Raw genomic sequence first — 14,412 nt, forward strand, 5'->3', positions numbered from 1 at the left:
AGTATCGCGCCAGCGGGCGGTCAAAAGCACCGCCCCACAGAGCCGTTTGGAACGACGGCCGGGACCATAAAGAGAGGACTATCATGCGTATTGCACTGCGTATCGCGCTTGCCGCATCGGCTGCGCTGCTGACGCTCGGCGTAGCCCAGGCCCAGGAAAAGACCCTGAGGATCGGCACCGAAGGCGCCTACCCACCCTTCAACAACCTCACCGCCGATGGCCAGCTCGTCGGTTTCGACATCGATATCGCCAAGGCGCTTTGTGACCAGATGAAGGTCAAGTGCACCTTCGTCGCCCAGGATTGGGACGGCATCATCCCCGCTCTCCAGGCCGGCAAGTTCGACGCCATCGTCGCCTCGATGTCGATCACGCCGGAGCGCAAGGAGAAGGTCGACTTCACCAACAAATATTACAACACGCCGTCGGCCCTGGCCGTGCCTAAAGACAGCACGCTGAAAGGCGTGACCAAGGCAGATCTCGCTGGCAAGACCATTGGTGTCGCCACCACGACCACGCATTTCAACTATGCTTCGAAGACTTACACTGACAGCACCGTCAAGGGCTATCCGAGCAGCCCCGAGGAGCAGGCAGATCTTGCCAATGGTCGCCTCGACGCCATCGAGGACGATATTGTTGTGCTTCAGCAGTGGCTGGATTCGCCTGATGGCGCATGCTGCAAGATTCTCGGCCAGCCGTCGCCGCAACCGGTCGACATCTTCGGACCGGGCGCCGGCATTGCCGTACGCAAGGGCGAGACCGATCTCGTCAACAAGTTCAATGCGGCCATCGAAGCGATTCGCGCCAACGGAAAGTACAAGGAAATCAACGACAAGTACTTCAAGTTCGACGTCTTCGGCGCCGAATCCTGATAATATGACAAAGGCGGCGGGGGTCTCCCGCCGCCTTTAGGTCTTCTGTGATCGCCGTGGAGACAAGACCAGTCAATGCCAGCCCAGAGCTTATGGACACTTCTCAGTTGGGGACCCGATGGCTGGCTTGATGATATCGCTTATGGCGCCCTGGTTACCGTCGCGCTCGCACTCGCCACGTTGCCGATCGGGCTGACAATCGGCTTTTTCATTGCATACGCCAAACAGTCCGAAGAACCCTCGCTGCGCCTCGCCGCCAACATCTACACCACGGTCTTCCGCGGCCTGCCGGAACTGGTAACGCTTTTCCTGTTTTTCTTCGGCGTGCCAATTCTGCTGCAGCATCTCATCCGGTATTTCCGGCCCGACGCGACCATCGACGTCAACGGCTTCGTCGCCGGCATGATCGTGCTTTCCCTGATCTTCTCGTCCTATGCCAGCGAAGTTTTCCTGTCGGCATTCCGCGCCATACCGAAGGGCCAGTATGAGGGCGGCTATGCCATTGGCCTTTCCAACTGGTTGACCATGCGCAAGGTTATCTTGCCGCAGCTGCTTCGTATCGCGTTTCCCGGCCTGGAAAACTGCTGGCTTAGTCTGCTCAAGGATACATCGCTGGTGTCGGTCGTCGGTCTCGCCGAGACGCTGCGCAATGCCGGTGTGGCGGCTCGCGTCACCAAGCACTCGTTCCTGTTTTACAGCGTGGCGGCCCTGGTCTTTCTCGGCCTGGCCATTGTGTCGTCCTTCGCCACCAGCGCCATCCTGCGCTCGCTCGGCCGGCGGGAGGCACAACGATGAGCGCTACAGCCACGATGGTCGAACGGCCACCGCCACGGGCGCGGGGCTGGCCGCGTCCCCGCATCGCCGGCTATGCGCTCGTCGGCCTGTGGATGGCCTTCGGCCTGGGCATTGTTGCCTATCTCGTCCTTGCCTGGAATCCGGCCTTCTTTGCCAAGTATGCGCCGGCCTATCTGAGCGGGCTTGGGGTCACCCTGTCGCTGGTCGCCATAGCGATGGTGCTTGGCGCCATACTGTCGCTCCCTGTCGCCTACGGCCGCATGTCTAAGAACCGAATCCTATCCGGCCTCGCCTATTGCTATGTCTACTTTTTCCGTGGCACGCCGCTGCTGGTCCAGACGTTTCTGGTCTATTACGGCGTCGGCTCTTTCCGGCCGCAACTCAGCGAATTCGGCATCTACCTTCCCGTCTTTAGCGATGGGCTGTCCGTCGCCCGATTCACGCTTTGGGATTTTTTCAAGGATGCATTCAACTGCGGCGTCTTTGCCTTTGCGCTCAACACCGCCGCGTACCAGGCCGAAATCCTGCGTGGCGCCATCGAGAGCGTGCCCAGGGGCCAGTGGGAAGGCGCTGCTTCCCTGGGCCTGCACAAACTGCAGACCTTGCGCAAGATCATCCTGCCGCAGGCGTTGATCGTTGCCTTGCGGCCTTATGGCAATGAGCTGATCCTGATGATCAAGGCTTCGGCCATCGTTGCCATCATCACCGTCTACGACCTGATGGGCAACGCAAAGCTCGCCTTCGCCAACTCCTTCGACATTCAGGCCTATATCTGGGTCGCCGTCGTCTACCTCGTCATGGTCGAGATATTGCGTCATGGCATTGAATGGATCGAACGCCGGATCACCATCCACCTGAAGCGTTGACCAATTCCCTGCACCAGTCAATCAGCCCACAGGCGTCTTGACGAATTGAGCGCAGAGCCTAGAGCTTTCGCAGCAAATTTCGTTTCCGTCTGAAGGGTAAAATCATGGCATCTGTGGCATTTCTCGGTCTTGGCGTGATGGGCTATCCGATGGCCGGGCACCTCAGGAACAAGGGTGGCCATGACGTCACCGTCTACAACCGCACCAAGGCCAAGGCCGAGCAATGGGTTGGCCAGCATGGCGGCAGCCTCGCGCCGACGCCGGCGGAGGCGGCCGAGGGCAAGGATTTCGTCTTCTCCTGCGTCGGCAATGATGACGATCTGCGTTCGGTGACGACAGGTCCCGAAGGTGCCTTCAAATCGATGAAGAAAGGCTCGGTCTTCATCGACAACACAACGGCCTCGGCCGAGGTCGCGCGCGAACTGGCGGCGGCCGCGCAGGCCGGTGGTTTTTCGTTTCTCGATGCGCCGGTCTCCGGCGGCCAGGCAGGCGCCGAGAATGGCGTACTGACGGTCATGGTCGGCGGCGAACAGGACGCTTTCGACAGGGCCAGGCCCGTCATCGATGCCTATGCGCGCATGATCGGCTTGATGGGATCGGCCGGTGCTGGCCAGCTCACCAAGATGATCAACCAGATCACCATCGCCGGCCTCGTGCAGGGCCTGGCAGAAGGCATCCATTTCGGCAAGAAAGCCGGGCTCGACATCGAGAAGGTGATCGAGGTGATTTCCAAGGGTGCGGCCGGTTCCTGGCAGATGGAGAACCGGCACAAGACGATGAATGCCGGCAAATATGATTTCGGCTTCGCCGTCGATTGGATGCGCAAGGATCTTGGCATCTGCCTGACCGAGGCCGACCGCAACGGAGCCAAACTGCCGGTGACAGCACTTGTCGACCAGTTCTACAAGGATGTGCAGGCGATGGGCGGCAAGCGTTGGGATACGTCCTCGCTGCTGGCGCGCCTGGAAAAATAAGGTTCGCGATGACCGAGCTTTCGCCCCAATCCAGTGCCGACGAAATCGTCGCGCATCTGCGCTCGATCGGCTCGGAGGAAAATCGCCTTGGCATGCTGCGCTACGGCATCAAGATCGAACGTGCGCTCGGCATCTCGCACGGCGTGCAGCGGCAGATTGCCAGGAAAATCAAACGCAACCATGAGCGCGCTTTCGCGCTGTGGCAGACAGGGATCATGGAGGCGCAGTTCATTGCGTCCGTCACGGCCGACCCGAAGCGGTTTTCGGCCGACGATGCAAGGCAATGGGCGTCGAGTTTCGACTCCTGGGATATCGTCGATGGCGTCTCGGACCTTTTCGTCGACACTGACGCCTGGAAAGAACTGATCGGCGAGTTCGCGGCCGACGAACGGGAGTTCGTTCGACGCACGGCTTTTGCCATGATGGCCTGGTCCGTCGCCCACCGGAAGAAAGAGCCCGAAGCGACCTTTCTCGCCTTCCTGCCCATCATCGAAGCGCATGCCACCGACGGCCGCAACTTCGTGAAGAAGGGCATCAACTGGGCCCTTCGTTCGATAGGCAAGCGATCGATGGATATGCACGGTGCTGCACTCGCTGTCGCCGAAAGGCTCGCGCAATCGACCGACAAGACGGCGCGCTGGATCGGCAAGGATGCTGTGAAGGAACTATCGGATGCCAGGACGATCGAGCGCCTCGCCGCCAGGAAAGGCTGACGGACCTGAAATCCGCTTTACGGAAGTGACGCGCTCGACACGCGCGGATTTCGAAACCCTGTTCGAACAGCCGGGCGCACCGAAATATTGCTGGTGCATGGCGTGGCGCCATCTGCCCAGCCGCGAGCATGTCGAGAGCGACGAGAAAAGGCGGGCCATGATGGCGCTTGTCGATGCCGGCACGCCGGTCGGAATCCTCGCCCATCTTGATGGCAAGACCGTTGGTTGGTGCTCGGTCGCACCACGCCAGACCTATCGCAAGCTTTCACGCGAACAGGACGACAGCGAGACCGATATTTGGTCGATCGTTTGTTTCTACGTGCCAAGGGCTTTGCGCGGAAGTGGCCTGGCATCCGCGCTGCTCGACGGCGCCATCGATCACGCCTCGCCAAGGGGGCCGGAACGATCGAGGCTTATCCGGTCGATCAGGCATCGCCGAGCTACAGCTTCATGGGCTTTCGCGACATGTTTGCGGCGCGCGGGTTCCACGAGATCGGCATGGCCGGTTCTCGCAGACATGTGATGCGGCTCGAGCGTTGACGCCATTGGCAACGGCGTCTCTACTCGGGTCCAAAGGAAGCGGCCAATGAGCAACGATATCAGATCATCCATAGCGCTCGCAGCCGCGCTGTTTGTGGCCCTTACCGCCGATGCCTCGGCCGAGACCGCACACATACTCTGGAAGGATCTGCGCCCGGCGACGCAGACCGCAGCCGAAAACGTCGGGCTGCCGATGATCGCGGCAAAATTGCCTGACCATGGCGAGACGCTGTCGCTTAATCTGCAGGACAAGACTATCCAGTTGGCAGGCTATGCATTGCCCGTCGATCGCGACGGCGACCTTGTCTATCAGTTCCTGCTGGTGCCTTGGACGGGCGCCTGCAGCCACATGCCGACGCCGCCGCCCAACCAGATCGTGCTGGTCACGCCATCCCACCCCTATAAGATGTCGGAGGCCTATCAGCCGGTTGCCGTCACCGGCGCGCTGAAGCCGGATATGGAGAAAAGCCAGCTGTTCATTCTCGATGGTGTCAGCGTCATCCAGTCCGGTTACACCGTGCGCAAAGCCGATGTGGTGAGCGTCGACAGCGTGCCGGACACGATCACTCTGCCGGTGAACTCACCCTGGAGCTTCCTCAATAAGAAAAAGAACTGAGAAGTCCGGTCAGCTCAAGCGGCGTTGGCGCCCGATTCCTTGTCCAGCACCATGTAATCCAGTGGGATCTCGGTCGTGTATTTGATCTGCTCCATGGCGAAGGACGACGACACGTCGCGGATCTCGATCTTGGCGATCAGCCGTTTGTAGAAGGCATCGTAGGCGGCGATGTCGGGCACCACGACGCGCAAGAGATAGTCGACATCGCCGCTCATGCGGTAGAACTCGACCACTTCGGGAAATTCTTGGATGACCTCGGAAAACCGCCGCAGCCATTCATGGCTGTGCGAATTGGTGCGGATCGACACGAAGACGGTGACCCGCACATTGACCTTTTCATGGTCGAGGATGGCGACGCGCCGCTTGATGACGCCCTCTTCCTCAAGCTTCTGGATGCGCCGCCAGCAAGGTGTCGTCGACAGCCCGACTTTCTTGGCAACGTCGGCGACCGCGAGTGTCGCGTCCTCCTGCAAGAGGCGGAGAATTTTTCTATCGAGGCGGTCCATCTTTTTCTCTCCGGGGGAATAGATTGGCTATATTCCGCCTTATTGGAGCCTTTCACAAGAAAGAAATTCTGCCGATCGGCCAAAAAGCGAGTGATTTCTTGCTGAAAGTTCAATCGAGACGATAGCGGATTTCCGATCTCAGGAATGGCAGCAAATCCATTTCAAACCATGGATTCTTCTTCAGCCAACCGGTGTTGCGCCACGACGGATGCGGCAGCGGCAGCACTTTCCGGCTGCCGGGCTGATCCCAGATGGCACGCCAGTCCATCACCGTTTCGGTCAGCGAGGGTCGGCGCACGGCACCCATGTGCCAGGCCTGCGCATAGATGCCGATCGTCAGCACCAGATCGATCCGCGGCATCAACGCCATCAACGGCGCGCGCCATGCCGGCGCGCATTCGCGCCTCGGCGGCAAGTCGCCACCCTTGGCATCCTGGCCGGGAAAGCAAAAGCCCATCGGCACGATGGCGAACTTTTCGATGTCGTAAAATTCCTCGCTCGTCACCCCGAGCCAGTTGCGCAGGCGGTCGCCGGAGGCGTCGGTGAACGGCATGCCTGTGATATGCACCTTGGTTCCCGGCGCCTGGCTGGCGATCAGGATGCGGGCGCTGGACGATGGTCGCAACACCGGTCGCGGTTCGTGCGGCAGTGGCTTGCCGATCGGATTTTCGACGCAGATGCGGCAAGCGCGAACCGTCTCGGCGAAGCTTTCGAGCGCATCCTCGTCGTTCATGATCTCGTCCGAAAACTGGCTTCCACTTTTCAAGATCATGGTCAGGCGGCGGCGCTCGGCCGGCTGGAAACGGCTTGGTGCCAGCGCAACACATTGGCGCATTCGTCCGGCACCCTGATGCGTGCCGGTTTCATGAAGTCGACGGCGATCAGGCCGGTGATGTCGGCAATCGAATAGCTGTCGCCGGCGATGAACTCCCGCCTGCCCAACTCATCGTCCAGCAGCCTCAGGAATTCCACGGCCTTGGGCTTGTTGGCCTCCCCCCATTCGGCAATCTGCGGAATTTCCCATTCCTTCATCGCCGGATGGATGTGACGGAAGGCCTGGGCGACGCAACTGAGCAGGTTGAATTCCATCCGTCTCTGCCACATCTCGACTTGCGCCTTGCCGAGCGCGCCGTGCCCGAACAGGGCCGGTTCGGGCTGCAACTCCTCGAAATAACGGCAGATGGCGACGGATTCGGTGAGGATGGTGCCGTCGTCGAGTTCAAGCACCGGCAGACGCTGCAAAGGGTTACGCGAACTGACCGACGGCTTCCTGTGCTCCAGCGCGCCCATGTCGATGGGCACCAGCGGAACAGTAATGCCCTTCTCGGCCAGGAAAACGCGGACCCGCCTCGGATTGGGTGCGCGGCCACCGTCGAACAACTTCATTCCCATCCTCCCGGTTTCCCGACAACCATAGAGTTCAGCCCCTTACGGGCTTTACCAGAACCGAAAAATCTCACGCACGGCATCGCCGATCGACGCCAGCGTGCCATGCTTTCTCTCGACGACTTCGCCGTGATGGCTGTCGCGCCAGTCCTGCGGCCGGTCGAATGTACCCGCCCACATGCCGACCCTTGCCGCACGGGCCGTGGCCTCCTCGCTCTCGAAGCCGCCAAACGCAACCGCCCAGCCCGCCTCCACCTGCGCGCGGTTGAGATCCTTGCCGCCGGCGGTGCAGTTGCCAAGCAACCGGCCGTAGCGGTCCCGCTGCCAGCCGGTACAGGAGACGGGCTTGCCGGCGATCAGTCGCACCAGCGCCTGGCGCGCAAGCGTGCCGCAGGGATAGTCGGCGCCATTCCTGCGGCAGGTCTGCGTATATTCTGGAGCGTCTATACCGCGCATACGGACACGCTCGGCGCCAAGCGTGATGGAATCGCCATCGTTGACGATTGCCACACCCTCCGTCTTGCGTGTTTCCACCCGGTCGAGACGAGCCGCCAACAGGATCAGCAATCCGAGAATGATGACGGTAAGCCCGTAATCCATCAGCCGGCGCCCCAAGCTTCGGGGTGGCGCAGCGTATCTGCGGCGCGGCCTCGTGCCCCATGAACGGCTCATATGGCAAACGGTTGGTTAATCATTCGAACGTAGCTTAACACTTGGAAACCGCTGCTCGCATAAATTGAAGTTTCATGCCCTTGCAACGCTCGAACACAGCGGACAAGTTCATTGTGGACCGCAGGAAACCTCATCGCAACAGCGATGTCGCGCGCGCGGTGCGCAAGACGCGCGACCGTCTTTCGCAGCAGGCCGGCAATCCCGACTTTGATCGCGAACTCCTGAAGCTCCACGCCCGCGCGATGACAAGCGGCGCCATCGCCATCCCGCTGCTCGTCCTGGCGATCGCGGCAGCCGGCCGGTTTACCGGCGTCGGCAATGAGATCGGCCTTTGGGCCCTGTTCACGCTCGCCTGCTACATCATCGTCACCTTCCTGGCGCGGCGCATTGAGCGCACTGAAGCTTCCGAGCTCAACCCCCTGCAAACACAAAGAGAATTGCTGATCGGCCACTTTCTTTGCGGTCTCGGCTGGGGGTGGTTCGTCTGGCTTGGCTGCAGCACTTGCCTGCCCGACCAGTTCCAGGTTGTCAAAGCAGTGGTGCTGCTGGTCGCCATGGCGGCGACCGCTGTCATGACCTCCTCCCTGGGTGGCGCCCTGTTGGCGACCTTTGCCGTTCCGGTGGCGCTCTACGCCTATGCGGGCGCCAAGCTGTGGATGCCGGTCGGGGCGATCATGGCGGGGCTGCTGGTCGTGTCGCTGCCCTTCTTCGCCTTTGTGGCCCGCCACCTCAACCGCTCGTCCCTGATGCTGTTGTCGTTCCGCTCCGAAAAGGATGCGCTGGTCGCCGAACTGGAGACGGCGAAATCGATGTCGGACGAAGCGCGGCGGCGGGCGGAAGACGCGAACCTTGCGAAGTCGCGGTTTCTCGCTTCGATGAGCCACGAACTGCGCACGCCGCTCAATGCCATTCTTGGCTTTTCCGAGGTGATGTCGAACGAGGTGCTCGGACCGATGAGCAACCCGACCTATCGCGACTACGCCCATGACGTGCACGAGTCCGGACAGCACCTGCTCGACCTGATCAACGAAATCCTCGACCTGTCGCGCATCGAGGCCGGCCGCTACCAGCTCAACGAGGAGCCGGTGATGCTGCTCAACATCGTCGAGGATTGCTGTCACATGATGGAATTGAGGGCGCGCAACAAGGATATCCGCGTCATCCAGGATTTCGAGCATGAGTTGCTGCGCCTGTTCGCCGACGAACGGGCGGTGCGGCAGATCACGCTCAACCTACTGTCGAATGCCATCAAGTTCACCGCCAGCGGCGGCGAAATCCGCGTTCGCGTCGGCTGGACAGCGGGTGGCGGACAGTACATTTCAGTCAAGGACAATGGTCCCGGCATCCCCGAGGACGAAATCCCGGTGGTGCTCTCGGCCTTCGGTCAGGGGTCGATTGCCATCAAGAGCGCCGAGCAAGGCACCGGGCTCGGCCTGCCGATCGTGCAAGGCCTGCTCGCCATGCATGGCGGCGAGTTCGAACTTCATTCCAAGCTGCGCGAAGGCACCGAAGCGATCGCCATCTTCCCGCTGAGCCGGGTGATGGAAGAACTGCCGGCGCTGCCGACCGCGGCGGTGGCGGCGCGGCGGCGATAGCAGACTTCACTCGTGTGTCTGGCGTCTAACCCCGAACGGCCGCCGCCATGCCTGAACTGGTCAGCGCCGCTGCCTTGACCAGGCCTGCGGCAAGAGCGGCCCCTGCCCCCTCACCATGGCCGATGCCCAGGTCGAGCAACGGGCGAAGACCGAGGCGTTCGGCGGCCCGAGCATGCGCGGGCTCCGGCGACACGCTGGCAAGAAGGCAGTGGTCGAGTGCCGTGGGGTTGGCGGCATGCAGCACTGCTGCAGCCGCCGTTGCCGCAAATCCGTCGAGCAGAACCGGTATCTTCTGCATCCGTGCGGCGAGGATGGCGCCGGCGATCGCCGCGAACTCCCGACCACCGACCCGGCGCAGCGCCTCCAACGGGTCGCCGAGATGGCCGCCGTGAAAGGCAAGTGCCGCATCGACCACTTCAGCCTTGCGCACCTGCATCGCCGCACCGGCTCCGGATCCCGGGCCGACCCAGTCGGCGCCCTTGCCTCCGAACAGCGCCGCAAACAGGGCCGCAGCAACAGTGGAGTTGCCGACGCCGAGGTCGCCGAGGCAAAGCAGGTCGGTGCCGCCGGCGATCGCTTCCATGCCGAAGGCCATGGTGGCGGCGCAACCGCGCTCGTCCAATGCGGCATCCTCGGTGAAGTCGGCGGTCGGGATGTGCAGGGCGAGATCGAAAACCTTCAGCCCGAGATCATTGGCAATGCAGATCTGGTTGATGGCAGCCCCTCCGGCGGCACAAAGCTCGACTGCGTTGGCGGTCGCCGCCACCGGCCGTGGCGAAATGCCATGCCGGGTGGCGCCATGGTTGCCGGCGAAGACCGCCATCAAAGGCCTTGTCACGGCGGGTGGAGCCCGCCCGCTCCAGGCCGCGAGCCAGGCGGCAATGTCCTCGATGCGACCAAGCGAATTGACGGGCTTGTCGGCCTTGGCAAACAGCGTTCGAACACGGACCTCGGCTGTCGTGTCGGCCGCCGGCAAATTGGCCAGCAGGTTGCGAAAATCATCGAAAGGCAGCGCGCTGGTCATGTCGTCGGCATTCATTCCCTGAGTTGGTGAGCGGCATAGCCGCCTTGCGTGGTTGGCACAACCTTCCTGGATCATGCTCATGCATTTGCCGCAAAGGTCGCCGCGAAGGGCGCAATTGCGAGGGCTTGCATTGGCTTTGCGGTTGCACCATGTGGAGATGGAACAAGGGATTCCGGACGGAACCCTCAAGAGAAAGACATGACGGTCATCGAATCCCCGTGCATCCTCGTCTGTTCGATCGACATGAAAACCGGCTTCTGTTTCGGTTGCGGACGCACGCGCGAGGAAATCGGCGCCTGGATCGGCATGACGCCCGAAACGCGTCGCTCCGTCATGGCTGAATTGCCTGCCCGTCTGGAAACGGTCGAGCGTCGGCCGCGACGGGAAACGCGCCGCGCTCGCATGACGCGCGAACGCGACGCGCTTTCGTGAGGCGACCACACAGATGAACCGCCTGTTCTGGATACTGATTGCCGCAATCGGGGTGGGAGCAGTCCTGCTCATGCTCAACGATTCCGCCGGCAGCACGCTCGGCGTCGAGAATTACGATTTTGGTCGGCTGATCTGGCTTGGCGCCTTTGGCGCGCTGGTCGGCGCCGGCCTGCTTCGCTCAGGCAGGCCCCTGGGCGCCATGGCCCGCAACCTCGGCGCCTGGGCGGCCATCGCGCTCGCGCTGATCGCCGGCTACCAGTATCGATACGAACTGCAGGACGTTGCCAGCCGCGTCACCGCAGGCCTTGTTCCCGGCAGCCCGCTGGCTCTGGGCGTCGAGGACGGCCACGCCACGGTGACACTCGACAAGGCGGACAACGGCCATTTCGAAGCCCGCATCCTGGTCAACGGCAATCCAGTGCGGGCCGTGGTCGATACCGGCGCGACCAGCACCGTGTTGACGTCCGAGGACGCCCAGGCATCCGGATTCAATCCAGCGGCGCTCAACTACACCATACCGGTCTCAACCGCCAACGGCATGGCGCGCGCCGCGGCCGTCAAGACCGATCAACTGGCGATCGGCGGCATCGTGCGCAAGGACATGCCGGTGATGATTGCAGCACCCGGCATGCTCAGCCAGAGCCTGCTTGGCATGAACTTCATCGGTTCGTTGTCGGGGTTCGATGTGCGCGGCGACCGCATGATCCTCAGGGATTGACCCCAACCTAACGCGTCAGGCCGCTTCGGCCGCCGCTCCACCGAACTCGACGGCTGCGAAGGCCGTTTTCAGCACGTCCGGTCCGGCACCGGGCCGGGTCGCATCGGTGGACAGGATCTGGCGGTAGCGGCGCGCGCCGGGCAAGCCATGGAACAGTCCGACCATATGGCGGGTGACATGGCCAAGCCGCCCGCCCTGTTCGATATGGTGGGCCGCGTACTCTGCCATGGCATCGATCAGCGCGGCGAAATCGAACGCATCGGACTTGACGCCGTAGAAGGCGGCGTCGACGTCGGCCAGGATGCCGGGCGTATGGTAGGCGGCGCGGCCAAGCATGGCGCCGTCGACATGGTCGAGATGCGCCCGCGCCTCTTCGATCGACTGGATGCCTCCGTTGATGCCAATGAATTCGTTTCGTTTTCTGGCCTTCAGCCGATAGACGCGGCCATAGTCCAGCGGCGGGATGTCGCGGTTTTCCTTGGGGCTAAGCCCTTCCAGCCACGCCTTGCGGGCATGCACCCACAGCGCGTCGGCGCCGGCTTCGAAAACACCGTCCGCCAGCGTATCGAGCGCCGGCTCGGGGTCCTGCTCGTCGACGCCGATGCGGCATTTGACGGTGACGGGAATCGCCACCGCCGCTTTCATCGCGGCGACGCAGTCGGCGACGAGGTCAGGCACTTTCATCAGGCAGGCGCCGAAAGCGCCCGACTGGACGCGGTCGGACGGGCAGCCGACATTGAGGTTTATCTCGTCATAGCCAAAGGCTTCGCCGATGCGCGCCGCCTCGGCGAGTTTTCCGGGATCTGAGCCACCGACCTGCAAGGCGACGGGATGCTCCGCCGCATCGAAGCCAAGCAGCCGCTCGCGCGCGCCATGGATAACCGCGTCGGCCACCACCATCTCGGTGTAAAGCAGCGCACGGCTGGTCAGCTGGCGATGGAAGAACCGGCAATGCCGATCCGTCCAATCCATCATGGGCGCAATGGCTATTCTAAATTCCTGATTTTTCAGCATTTTTCCTTTAACATTAAATCGCTAGACCCTGCCAAGTGCACACGAAATTATCGAATTTTCCCATTCAATCATAGGCAGTCGGCACCGCCTTCCGTCGAGGGGGGCCACCAATACACGAGGATTTCAGCTCCAGGTAATCATCGATGCCATATTTAGAACCTCCCCGGCCGGATCCTGACTGCTTGATGCCTCCGCGCGACGGCTATTTAGTGCATCGCAGCGTGTTTACCAGCGCAGTTAGTGCAGCAGGCTGATGCTGGCGACTGGGGTAGTACATGAAGAAGCCAGGAATGGGGGGCGTCCAGTTCTCAAGCACTCGAATGAGGCGGTGCTCAGCAACATGCCCCGCAACCTGCTCTTCATAAGCGAGCCCAAGGCCGGCTCCGGTGAGCGCCGCCTGAATCACCAGGTTGGTATCGTCGATTACGAGCGGGCCGTTCACACCGATTGTGATCGCCTTGCGTCCCTGCTCGAACTGCCACCGATACGGACCGTTCGGAAGACGCAGGTTTAGACATCGATGATCATTTAGATCCTTGGGCTTCCGAGGAATGCTTCGTGACGCAAAATAGCCGGGCGATCCCACTACCGCCAAACGCAACTCCTGCGAGACGCGCACCGCGATCATGTCCTTTTGAATATACTCGCCGAGTTGAATACCGGCATCGAACTCGCCCGCGACGATGTCGACGGGACCAGTGACAGTGACAACGTCAAGAACGACGTCAGGGTAAGCCTCGGCGAATGCTGTGAGCCTCGGCAACAACACCATCGTCGCAGCCGACCGTGACATCACAATTCTAAGACGTCCCGCAGGTCGGTGGCGAACGCTTCGGGCTTTGTCTAGCGCACGAGTAATTTGCTCAAGCGCCGGAGACAGCTCCTTCAAAAGAGCTGCGCCCGCAGCGGTTGGCGCTACACTCTTGGTGGTCCGAGCAAGAAGCTGGAGCTCCAGCCGCTGCTCAAGTCTCCGGATGGTGTGGCTCAGGGCGGACTGGGAGACGCCCAGCTTCGCGGCAGCATGTGTAAAGCTTCGCTCGCTGGCGACGATTGCAAACGCGGCGAGTTCATTCAGTTCATTTCCCATGATTTATGAATCTCACTCATGACACCATCCTGTGCAGCATATCTAGTCTCATAAGTGCCCTTGTCCTAGGTTTGACCGACAGAAAGTCGACTCCGGCTTGCCTGGTGCTCGTCACGCGATTGCCGCGTGTATGGAATGGTTGGACGTAACAACGAGGTGACCCATGGATACCGATGTTCGCGCTTTGCGCACCCTGGCACAGACCTATTTTGACGCCGCCTATGAAATGGATGCTGGGAAATTTGCATCCGTATTTCATCCCTCGAGCTCCGTGACGAAGGTCGCCGACGACGGCGACGTGGGCGTGACGCCGGTTGCGATATGGCTTGCAGTTGTCCGCAACACAAAAGCTCCAAAACAACAAGGCGTGGAGCGTGACGACGAGATCCTATCAATTGACGTCGAGAGAGACCTCGCGCTTCTGAAGGTAAGATTGCGGGTACCGCCACACCACTTCACGGACCTCCTGTCATGCTTGAAGGTCAACGGAACCTGGAAGATCGTTCAGAAGGTGGTGACCTCGAAAACGTAACGGCTTCAAGTCCCGTACTAGAAGATTAAATTCCCCCCGCATGACAGGTTGCCCCGCGAAATTGCTGTCTCAA

At 61.4% G+C, this 14,412-nt stretch carries 18 protein-coding genes; 11 read left to right on the forward strand and 7 right to left on the reverse strand.

The window, feature by feature from the left end:
- Window positions 1–83 precede the first annotated feature (83 nt).
- From AC1DZP_RS17560 to AC1DZP_RS17590, 7 genes are all read left to right on the forward strand, one after another.
- Window positions 84–869, forward strand: a complete 786-nt coding sequence (locus AC1DZP_RS17560; protein WP_095091531.1) for an ABC transporter substrate-binding protein — start codon at window positions 84–86, stop codon at window positions 867–869.
- Between the two features lie 75 nt (window positions 870–944).
- Window positions 945–1,664 carry an ABC transporter permease gene (locus AC1DZP_RS17565; RefSeq protein ID WP_095091530.1) on the forward strand — a complete coding sequence of 240 codons (720 nt, stop codon included), beginning with the start codon at window positions 945–947 and terminating at the stop codon, window positions 1,662–1,664.
- The gene (locus tag AC1DZP_RS17570) at window positions 1,661–2,530 is read left to right on the forward strand and encodes an ABC transporter permease (protein ID WP_477304085.1); all 870 of its coding nucleotides are present in this window, start codon (window positions 1,661–1,663) and stop codon (window positions 2,528–2,530) included. Before AC1DZP_RS17565 ends, AC1DZP_RS17570 begins: the two co-directional genes overlap by 4 nt.
- Window positions 2,531–2,634: 104 nt before the next feature.
- Window positions 2,635–3,504, forward strand: a complete 870-nt coding sequence (locus AC1DZP_RS17575; protein WP_477304087.1) for an NAD(P)-dependent oxidoreductase — start codon at window positions 2,635–2,637, stop codon at window positions 3,502–3,504.
- 8 nt (window positions 3,505–3,512) lie between these two features.
- Window positions 3,513–4,217, forward strand: a complete 705-nt coding sequence (locus AC1DZP_RS17580) for a DNA alkylation repair protein (protein WP_477304088.1) — start codon at window positions 3,513–3,515, stop codon at window positions 4,215–4,217.
- Window positions 4,177–4,740, forward strand: coding sequence for a GNAT family N-acetyltransferase (locus AC1DZP_RS17585; protein ID WP_477304090.1), 564 nt, complete (start codon window positions 4,177–4,179; stop codon window positions 4,738–4,740). Before AC1DZP_RS17580 ends, AC1DZP_RS17585 begins: the two co-directional genes overlap by 41 nt.
- Before the next feature lie 63 nt (window positions 4,741–4,803).
- On the forward strand, window positions 4,804–5,373 hold the full coding sequence (locus tag AC1DZP_RS17590) for a DUF3299 domain-containing protein (protein WP_477304092.1): 570 nt from the start codon (window positions 4,804–4,806) through the stop codon (window positions 5,371–5,373).
- Window positions 5,374–5,387: 14 nt separating this feature from the next.
- Here AC1DZP_RS17590 and AC1DZP_RS17595 read toward each other — a convergent pair whose 3' ends face one another.
- The 4 genes from AC1DZP_RS17595 to AC1DZP_RS17610 form a co-directional block, all read right to left on the reverse strand.
- A complete protein-coding gene (locus AC1DZP_RS17595) occupies window positions 5,388–5,879 on the reverse strand; it encodes an Lrp/AsnC family transcriptional regulator (RefSeq protein WP_006205209.1) in 492 nt (163 codons plus the stop codon).
- Window positions 5,880–5,988: 109 nt separating this feature from the next.
- Window positions 5,989–6,714 (reverse strand): uracil-DNA glycosylase family protein, encoded by a 726-nt coding sequence (locus tag AC1DZP_RS17600; protein ID WP_477304094.1) that lies wholly within the window; start codon window positions 6,712–6,714, stop codon window positions 5,989–5,991.
- The gene (locus tag AC1DZP_RS17605) at window positions 6,654–7,265 is read right to left on the reverse strand and encodes a glutathione S-transferase (protein WP_477304096.1); all 612 of its coding nucleotides are present in this window, start codon (window positions 7,263–7,265) and stop codon (window positions 6,654–6,656) included. The genes AC1DZP_RS17600 and AC1DZP_RS17605 overlap by 61 nt, the downstream gene beginning before the upstream one ends.
- A gap of 51 nt (window positions 7,266–7,316) precedes the next feature.
- A complete protein-coding gene (locus AC1DZP_RS17610) occupies window positions 7,317–7,937 on the reverse strand; it encodes a thermonuclease family protein (protein ID WP_095091522.1) in 621 nt (206 codons plus the stop codon).
- Between the two features lie 74 nt (window positions 7,938–8,011).
- Here AC1DZP_RS17610 and AC1DZP_RS17615 point away from each other — a divergent pair, with 74 nt between their 5' ends.
- The gene (locus AC1DZP_RS17615; RefSeq protein ID WP_477304098.1) at window positions 8,012–9,532 is read left to right on the forward strand and encodes a sensor histidine kinase; all 1,521 of its coding nucleotides are present in this window, start codon (window positions 8,012–8,014) and stop codon (window positions 9,530–9,532) included.
- Between the two features lie 25 nt (window positions 9,533–9,557).
- Here the strand turns inward: AC1DZP_RS17615 and AC1DZP_RS17620 are convergent, their stop codons facing one another.
- Window positions 9,558–10,556, reverse strand: a complete 999-nt coding sequence (locus AC1DZP_RS17620; RefSeq protein ID WP_477304191.1) for a nicotinate-nucleotide--dimethylbenzimidazole phosphoribosyltransferase — start codon at window positions 10,554–10,556, stop codon at window positions 9,558–9,560.
- A 198-nt stretch (window positions 10,557–10,754) separates the two neighbouring features.
- On the opposite strand from AC1DZP_RS17620, the gene AC1DZP_RS17625 reads away from it, so the two are divergent.
- Window positions 10,755–10,988: a DUF1289 domain-containing protein gene (locus AC1DZP_RS17625; protein ID WP_095091520.1), complete on the forward strand. Its 234-nt coding sequence runs from the start codon at window positions 10,755–10,757 to the stop codon at window positions 10,986–10,988.
- Window positions 10,989–11,001: 13 nt separating this feature from the next.
- Entirely contained in the window at window positions 11,002–11,706 is a 705-nt protein-coding gene (locus AC1DZP_RS17630; protein WP_477304100.1) for a TIGR02281 family clan AA aspartic protease, read from the forward strand.
- Between the two features lie 15 nt (window positions 11,707–11,721).
- Here the strand turns inward: AC1DZP_RS17630 and dusA are convergent, their stop codons facing one another.
- The gene (gene dusA, locus AC1DZP_RS17635; protein ID WP_477304102.1) at window positions 11,722–12,720 is read right to left on the reverse strand and encodes a tRNA dihydrouridine(20/20a) synthase DusA; all 999 of its coding nucleotides are present in this window, start codon (window positions 12,718–12,720) and stop codon (window positions 11,722–11,724) included.
- Window positions 12,721–12,922: 202 nt separating this feature from the next.
- Window positions 12,923–13,807, reverse strand: a complete 885-nt coding sequence (locus AC1DZP_RS17640; protein WP_477304104.1) for a LysR substrate-binding domain-containing protein — start codon at window positions 13,805–13,807, stop codon at window positions 12,923–12,925.
- A gap of 163 nt (window positions 13,808–13,970) precedes the next feature.
- On the opposite strand from AC1DZP_RS17640, the gene AC1DZP_RS17645 reads away from it, so the two are divergent.
- The gene (locus AC1DZP_RS17645) at window positions 13,971–14,339 is read left to right on the forward strand and encodes a nuclear transport factor 2 family protein (RefSeq protein WP_477304106.1); all 369 of its coding nucleotides are present in this window, start codon (window positions 13,971–13,973) and stop codon (window positions 14,337–14,339) included.
- The last annotated feature ends 73 nt before the right edge of the window (window positions 14,340–14,412 follow it).

The organism is Mesorhizobium sp. P2_F8 (assembly GCF_056403655.1).